The sequence below is a fragment of the Catellatospora sp. NPDC049111 genome, assembly GCF_040648615.1.
Lineage (GTDB): Bacteria > Actinomycetota > Actinomycetes > Mycobacteriales > Micromonosporaceae > Catellatospora > Catellatospora aurea.
Map to the genome: position 1 here is coordinate 67,328 of NZ_JBEZEB010000045.1, position 6,707 is coordinate 74,034.

Here is a 6,707-nt window from a genome sequence, read left to right on the forward strand (position 1 = left end):
GGCCGGAGCGGTCGGAGCAGATTGCATAAGCAACTTCTATAAGTACGTGATATGTTGGCGAGGTGGCTACGACACCGGCTTCGCCGTCCACGGACACCGCTCGGCATGACCTGGCCCTGACCGTGCAGCGCCTGTTCGCCGCCCTGCGGCGGCTCAGCCCGCCCGGCATCAGTCTCAGCGCCGCCGCGACCCTGGCCACCCTGGAGCGCGACGGGCCGCAGCGGCTCACCGAGCTCGCGGTGCGCGAGGGCGTCACCCAGCCCGCGATGACCCAGATCGTCACCCGGCTGGAACGCGACGCGCTCGCCGCCCGCACCGCCGACCCGGCCGACCGCCGCGTCGTCCTCGTGGAGATCACCCAGGCCGGGCAGGACCTGCTCCGCCACCGCCGCGACGTCCGGGCCGAGCGCGTCGCCGCGCTGCTGTCCCAGCTCGACCCCGCCGACCGCGCCGCCATCGAGGCCGCGCTGCCCGCGCTCGGCCGCCTCGCCGACCACGCGGCCACGACCTGACCCCAGACCACGATCTGACCCCGGCAACGACTGCCCCGGTCACCGCCGACCCGGCGACCGCGAGTACCACCGCACGACCCGGCACCAACCGACGGACCCGCCGGCCGATGACGTCCGAGCACCGACGCGTAGCAAGCACCACCCGCTCCAACAGCCGAAGGCGCGCCTCATGAACAGCCCCGATTCCCGCTACAAGTGGGTCGCCCTGTCCAACACCACGCTCGGCATGCTGATCGCGACGATCAACTCGTCGATCGTGCTGATCTCGCTTCCGGCGATCTTCAACGGCGTGGGACTCAACCCGCTGCAACCGGGCAACGTCGGCTACCTGTTGTGGATGCTGATGGGCTACATGCTGGTGACGGCCGCGCTCGTGGTGACCCTGGGCAGGCTCGGCGACATCTACGGTCGCGTGCGCATCTACAACCTCGGCTTCGTGATCTTCGCGGTCACCTCGGTGGTCCTCGCGCTCGACCCGTTCACCGGCGGCGCGGGCGCGCTCTGGCTGATCGGCTGGCGGGTGGTGCAGGCCGTCGGCGGCGCGATGCTGATGGCGAACTCCGCCGCGATCATCACCGACGCGTTCCCGGCCCGCCAGCGCGGCACGGCGCTGGGCATCAACGTGGTGGCCGCCATCGCGGGCTCGTTCATCGGCCTGGTGCTGGGCGGCCTGCTGGCGGAGTGGAACTGGCGCTCGATCTTCTGGGTCAACGTGCCGATCGCGGCGGTCGGCACCGTGTGGGCGTACCGCTCGCTGCGCGACAACGGCGAGCGCCGCCCCGGCCGCATCGACTGGTGGGGCAACGTCACCTTCGCCGCGGGCCTGACCATGCTGCTGGCGGCGATCACGTACGGCATCCAGCCGTACGGCGGCCACCCCATGGGCTGGACCAACCCGTGGATCATCGCCGGGCTGACCGGCGGCGTGGCGCTGCTGGCGCTGTTCGGCCTCATCGAGACCCGGGTCGCCGAGCCGATGTTCCCGCTGCACCTGTTCCGGATCGCGGCGTTCACCGGCGGCAACGTGGCCAGTCTGCTGGGCTCGATCGCCCGCGGCGGCCTGCAGTTCATGCTGATCATCTGGCTGCAGGGCATCTGGCTGCCGCTGCACGGCTACGACTACGAGGCGACGCCGCTGTGGGCGGGCATCTACCTGCTGCCGTTGACCATCGGTTTCCTGGCCGCCGGTCCGCTGTCCGGGGCGCTGTCGGACCGTTTCGGGCCCCGGCGGTTCGCGGCGGGCGGCCTGCTGCTGATGTCGGCGTCCTTCGCGGCGCTGCTGCTGGTGCCGACCGACTTCCACTACGGCGTGTTCGCCGCGCTGGTGTTCCTCAACGGCTTCGGCGGCGGCCTGTTCTCCGCGCCGAACACCTCGCTGATCATGTCGAGCGTCCCGGCGCACCTGCGCGGCGTCGCATCGGGCATGCGGGCCACCTTCCAGAACGCGGGCATGGTGCTGTCGATCGGCGTGTTCTTCTCGCTGATGGTGGCCGGGCTGGCCCGCTCGCTGCCGACGGCGCTGGACGCCGGGCTCACCGCCCAGGGGGTGCCGGCCGGGGCCGCGCACGCCGTGTCGCAGCTGCCGCCGGTCGGCACCCTGTTCGCCGCGTTCCTGGGCTACAACCCGATCCAGGAGCTGCTCGGCCCGCAGGTGCTCGGCGCGCTGCCCGCGGCGAACGCGGCCGCACTGACCGACCGCCAGTTCTTCCCCGACCTGATCTCGGGACCGTTCCACGACGGCCTGGTCATCGTGTTCTGGCTGGCCATCGTGATGGGCGTGCTCGGAGCCGCGGCGTCGCTGGCCGGGCCGCGCCGCCGGGCCGCCACCGGGGAGCCCGACGCCGAAGAGGTCCTCGACGAGCTGTACGGCGCGCAGCCACTGAACCCGGTGCCGGTCACCGAGCCCGCGCACCGCTGACCCGGTCGGCCGTTGCGCTGACGGCCGGCCGCATGCCGCGCCCGACCGGCCCGGCGAGTCCGGGGGCATGGGCGGCAGGCCGTCCGTCCCGCACGGACGGTTGCCCGTGGTAGTCCGATCGGCGCTTATCCCGGGCCGCCGACGGGCCTACCGTGTGGGACATGACGGCGTACCGTTACGTGCCTCGGGCAGCGCGGGCCGCGGCGTTCCTGCTGGCCTTCGCGCTCCCCACGGCGTGCGGTCTGCCGCTGGGCTCGCCCGGACCCGAGCCGAGCTGCGCCGCGCCCGTGCGCTGCGTGGCCGTCGGCGGCCTGGCCACCACGGTGGCGTTCAGCCCGGACGGCGCCCGGTATGCCGTGGGCGGCTTCGGGGCGCTGCACGTGTTCGACACCGCCACCGGCGCGACCGTCGCCAGCATGCCGGTCCGCGACTTCGAGCCGATCTCCCATCTGGTGTTCAGCCCCGACGGCAAGCGGCTGGCGACGCCGGTGGAGGGCGGCGTGCGGCTGTGGGACACGGCCACCGGCACACCGGCCGGCACCCTGACCGGGCACGCGCGCATCCCCATGGACCTGGCCTTCAGCCCCGACGGCACGCTGCTCGCCGGGGCGGGCCACAACGGCGTGATCCGGCTGTGGAGCGTCGGCGGCAACCGCACCGTCGCCGTGCTGACCGGGCACAGCGAGTGGGTGGGCGCGGTCGCGTTCAGCCCCGACGGGACCACCCTGGCCTCGGCGGGCAAGGATGGCGTGATCCGGCTGTGGCAGGTGTCCACCGGCAAGCTCACCGCGTCGCTGACCGGGCACGACGGCGCGGTGCAGGATCTGGCGTTCGCCCCGGGCGGTCGGCTGCTGGCCAGCGGGGGCGACGACGGCACGGTGCGGATCTGGGACGTCGCGGGCGGAGCGGCGCCGTACGTGCTGTCCGGGCACGACGGGGTGGTGCACGCGGTGGCGTACAGCGCCGACGGTGCGACCGTCGCCAGCGGCGGCTGGGACGGCACGGTGCGGTTGTGGCGGCTGTCCGACCATGCGCAGGCCGCGCTGCTGCCCGGCTGGATCCGCGACGCGGACGGCCGAATGGGCGCGGTCTCCGGCGTCGCCGTCAGCCCCGACGGGCACACCGTCGCGGTCGCCGACGGCGCGGACCGCGTCCGCCTCTGGCCGGTCTGACCGGCCCGACCTCCTGCCGCAACTCTTGAAGACTTGCGCCCATCGCACGCGCGGGAGGGCCCAAGTCTTCAAGAGTTGCGGCACGGTGGGGGGCGGCGGCAGCCGTGGGTGTGGTGTGGGTGTGGCACGCCGGGGAGCCCCGCTCGGCTCCCCGGCGTGAGTTCACGGGGTGGGATAACCCGGGCGCGCCGCCTTTCCACGTGCGGCGCGCCCGGCCCCCACCGACATCAAACGAGCCCGTTGCGCCCGATGACGCCGGCAAACCAGCGGGCACTGTCCTTCGGAGTGCGCCGCTGGGTGTCGTAGTCGACATGCACGATGCCGAATCGTTTGTCGTAGCCGTATGCCCACTCGTAATTGTCCAACAGCGACCATGCAAGATATCCACGCATGTCGGCTCCCTCGGACAGCGCCGCGTGCACGGCCCGCAGGTGGCCGTCGAGGAACCCGATGCGGTCGGTGTCGGCGACCCGGTCCCCGTCGAGCACGTCGTGGTAGGCCGCGCCGTTCTCGGTGATCATCATCGGGGTGCCGGGGTAGTCCGTGGCCAGCCGCATCAGCAGCTCGTACAGCGCGGTCGCGTCCACGGGCCAGCCCATCGCGGTGACCGGCAGGTCCTGCTGCACGTACTCGCAGCCCTCGCTGCCCGGATTGGCCGGGCCGCAGTCGACGCCGACCCCGGCCCGCACCCGCGACGGCTGGTAGAAGTTGACCCCCAGCAGGTCGATCGGTGACGCGATCACGTCCTCGTCACCGGCCAGGATCTGCCGGTCGACGCCGAAGCGGGCGAACAGCGCCCGCATGTCCTGCGGATAGCCGCCGCGCAGGGTCGGGTCCAGGAAGATCCGGTTGTGCAGGCCGTCGATGTGCCGCACCGCGGCGAGGTCGTGCGGATCGTCCGGGTCGTCCGGGCGTACGCAGGCCAGGTTGAGCGTCAGCGACACCTCGCGGGCCCCGCCTGCCCGCAGCGCCTGCACCGACAGCCCGTGCCCGAGCAGCAGGTGGTGCACCGCCGACAGCGCGGCGGCCGGGTCCTGGCGGCCGGGGGCATGGTCGCCGCTGCCGTAGCCGAGGAACGCCGAGCACCACGGCTCGTTGAGCGTGGTCCAGGTGCGCACCCGGTCGCCGAGCCGGGCGATCGTGGCCGTGGCGAGGTCGGCGAGGTAGTGCGCGGTGTCGCGGTTGGTCCAGCCGCCCCGGTCCTCGAGGACCTGCGGTAGGTCCCAGTGGTAGAGGGTGACCATCGGGTCGATGCCCTTGTCGAGCAGTTCGTCGACGAGCCGGTCGTAGAAGTCCAGGCCGCGCGAGTTGACCGGGCCGGAGCCGTCGGGTTTGATGCGCGGCCAGGCGACCGAGAACCGGTAGGTCCCGAGCCCGAGCTGCTTCATCAACGCGACGTCTTCGCGGTAGCGGTGGTAGTGGTCGCAGGCGACGTCACCGGAGTGCCCGTGGAAGACCCGGCCCGGGGTGCGGGCGTAGGTGTCCCAGATGGAGGGCGTGCGGCCGTCCTCGGCGGCGGCGCCCTCGATCTGGTACGACGCCGTGGCCGCCCCCCAGCGGAAGCCTTCGGGGAACCGGAGCCCGGACAGCTCCTCCAGCCGGTCGGGTGCTACGGCGGTCACGACTTCACCGCTCCCTGCATGATTCCTCCGATGATGTACTTGCCGAGCAGCGCGAACACGACCAGCAGCGGCACCGTGGCGATGGCCGTGCCGGTCAGCGACAGCGAGTAGTCCTGGATGTAGCCGCTGGCCAGGGTGGACAGCGCGGTCTGCACCGTCGGGTCCTCGGGGGTGAGGACCACGAGCGGCCAGAAGAAGTCGTTCCAGGCCCCCATGAACGTGAGCATGCCGAGCACCGCGGCGGCCGGCTTCGAGGCGGGCAGCACGACGTGCCAGAAGATGCGCAGCGTGTGGCAGCCGTCGACGCGCGCGGCCTCGATCAGCTCGCTGGGCACGGCCTCGCGCAGGAACTGGGTCATGAAGAACACGCCGAACGCGGTGACCAGGCCGGGGGCGACGACGGCGTACATCGTGCCGGTCCATTCGATCTTGGCCATGAGCAGGTAGAGCGGGATGATGCCGAGCTGCGTCGGGACCATCATGGTCGCGATGAGCATGACCAGCATCGCGTTGCGGCCCTTGAAGGTCAGCTTCGCGAAGGAGAACCCGGCCAGCGTGGAGAACAGGACCACGCTGATCGTGATCGAGATCGAGACGACGAACGAGTTGGTCAGCGCCTTGGCGAAGTCGACGGTGCCGAACGCGCGTTCCAGGTTCGCGATCAGGTTCGGGCCCAGGCCGAACGGCGGCGGGACCTGGCCCAGGATGCCGTTGTCGTGCGACGCGACCACCAGTGACCAGTAGAGCGGGAACCCGGAGAACAAGGCCAGCCCGGCCAGGGCCAGGTAGGCGAGCTTGCCGGGACGCCGGTCGGCCATGAACGAGCGGCGACGGCGGCGCTGCACCTGGGGCTCGGCGACCGCGGCGGGCCGGGCGGGCGCAGTGCCGGCGAGGGGTGTCGTCGTGGTCATGAGGACCTCCGCAGGCGGCTGGTCAGGAAGTAGTTGATCGCCGCGACGATCACGATGATGCCGAACATCGCCCACGCCGCGGTCGAGGCGTACCCGAAGTCGAACCGGGAGAACGCGACCTCGTACAGGTACAGCGACAGCGTCTGGAACTGCCGGTCACTGCCGCCGGTCATCGAACCGCCGCCGAACAGCAGCGGCTCGGCGAGGACCTGCATGCCGCCGATCGTCGAGATGATGACGGTGAAGATGATCGTCGGGCGGATCGCGGGCACCGTGATCCTCGTCAGCTGCTGGAAGCTGGATGCTCCGTCGAGGGACGCGGCGTCGTAGAGGTCCTTGTTCACCGCCTGCATCGCGGCCAGGTAGATCAGGGCGTTGTAGCCCGTCCACCGCCAGAGGATCATCACCGAGATCGCGATCTGCGACGAAGCCGTGCCGGCCTGCCAGTCGATGCGGCCCAGACCCAAGGTCTCCAGAAGCCAGTTGACCAGGCCGTAGTCCTTGCCGAAGATCTGCCCGAAGATGATCGCCACCGCGGCCACCGACGTGATGTTGGGCAGCACCGCCGTCAT

General features: G+C 71.5%; 6 protein-coding genes. 3 read left to right on the top strand and 3 right to left on the bottom strand.

Features of this window, described 5'->3' with window-relative positions:
• The first annotated feature begins 62 nt into the window (after positions 1–62).
• The 3 genes from AB0B66_RS36725 (at position 63) to AB0B66_RS36735 (ending at position 3,602) form a co-directional block, all read left to right on the top strand.
• Positions 63–512, top strand: a complete 450-nt coding sequence (locus AB0B66_RS36725) for a MarR family transcriptional regulator (RefSeq protein WP_360538906.1) — start codon at positions 63–65, stop codon at positions 510–512.
• A 169-nt stretch (positions 513–681) separates the two neighbouring features.
• A complete protein-coding gene (locus AB0B66_RS36730) occupies positions 682–2,430 on the top strand; it encodes an MFS transporter (RefSeq protein ID WP_360538909.1) in 1,749 nt (582 codons plus the stop codon).
• A 161-nt stretch (positions 2,431–2,591) separates the two neighbouring features.
• Positions 2,592–3,602, top strand: coding sequence for a WD40 repeat domain-containing protein (locus AB0B66_RS36735; RefSeq protein ID WP_360538912.1), 1,011 nt, complete (start codon positions 2,592–2,594; stop codon positions 3,600–3,602).
• Positions 3,603–3,829: 227 nt separating this feature from the next.
• Here AB0B66_RS36735 and AB0B66_RS36740 read toward each other — a convergent pair whose 3' ends face one another.
• The 3 genes from AB0B66_RS36740 to AB0B66_RS36750 all read right to left on the bottom strand — a co-directional run.
• A complete protein-coding gene (locus AB0B66_RS36740) occupies positions 3,830–5,191 on the bottom strand; it encodes a GH1 family beta-glucosidase (RefSeq protein WP_360538918.1) in 1,362 nt (453 codons plus the stop codon).
• Between the two features lie 29 nt (positions 5,192–5,220).
• The gene (locus AB0B66_RS36745) at positions 5,221–6,042 is read right to left on the bottom strand and encodes a carbohydrate ABC transporter permease (RefSeq protein ID WP_360538921.1); all 822 of its coding nucleotides are present in this window, start codon (positions 6,040–6,042) and stop codon (positions 5,221–5,223) included.
• A gap of 89 nt (positions 6,043–6,131) precedes the next feature.
• Positions 6,132–6,707, bottom strand: a 576-nt coding sequence (locus tag AB0B66_RS36750; protein ID WP_360538915.1) for a sugar ABC transporter permease, incomplete at its 5' end; no start/stop codon positions are given.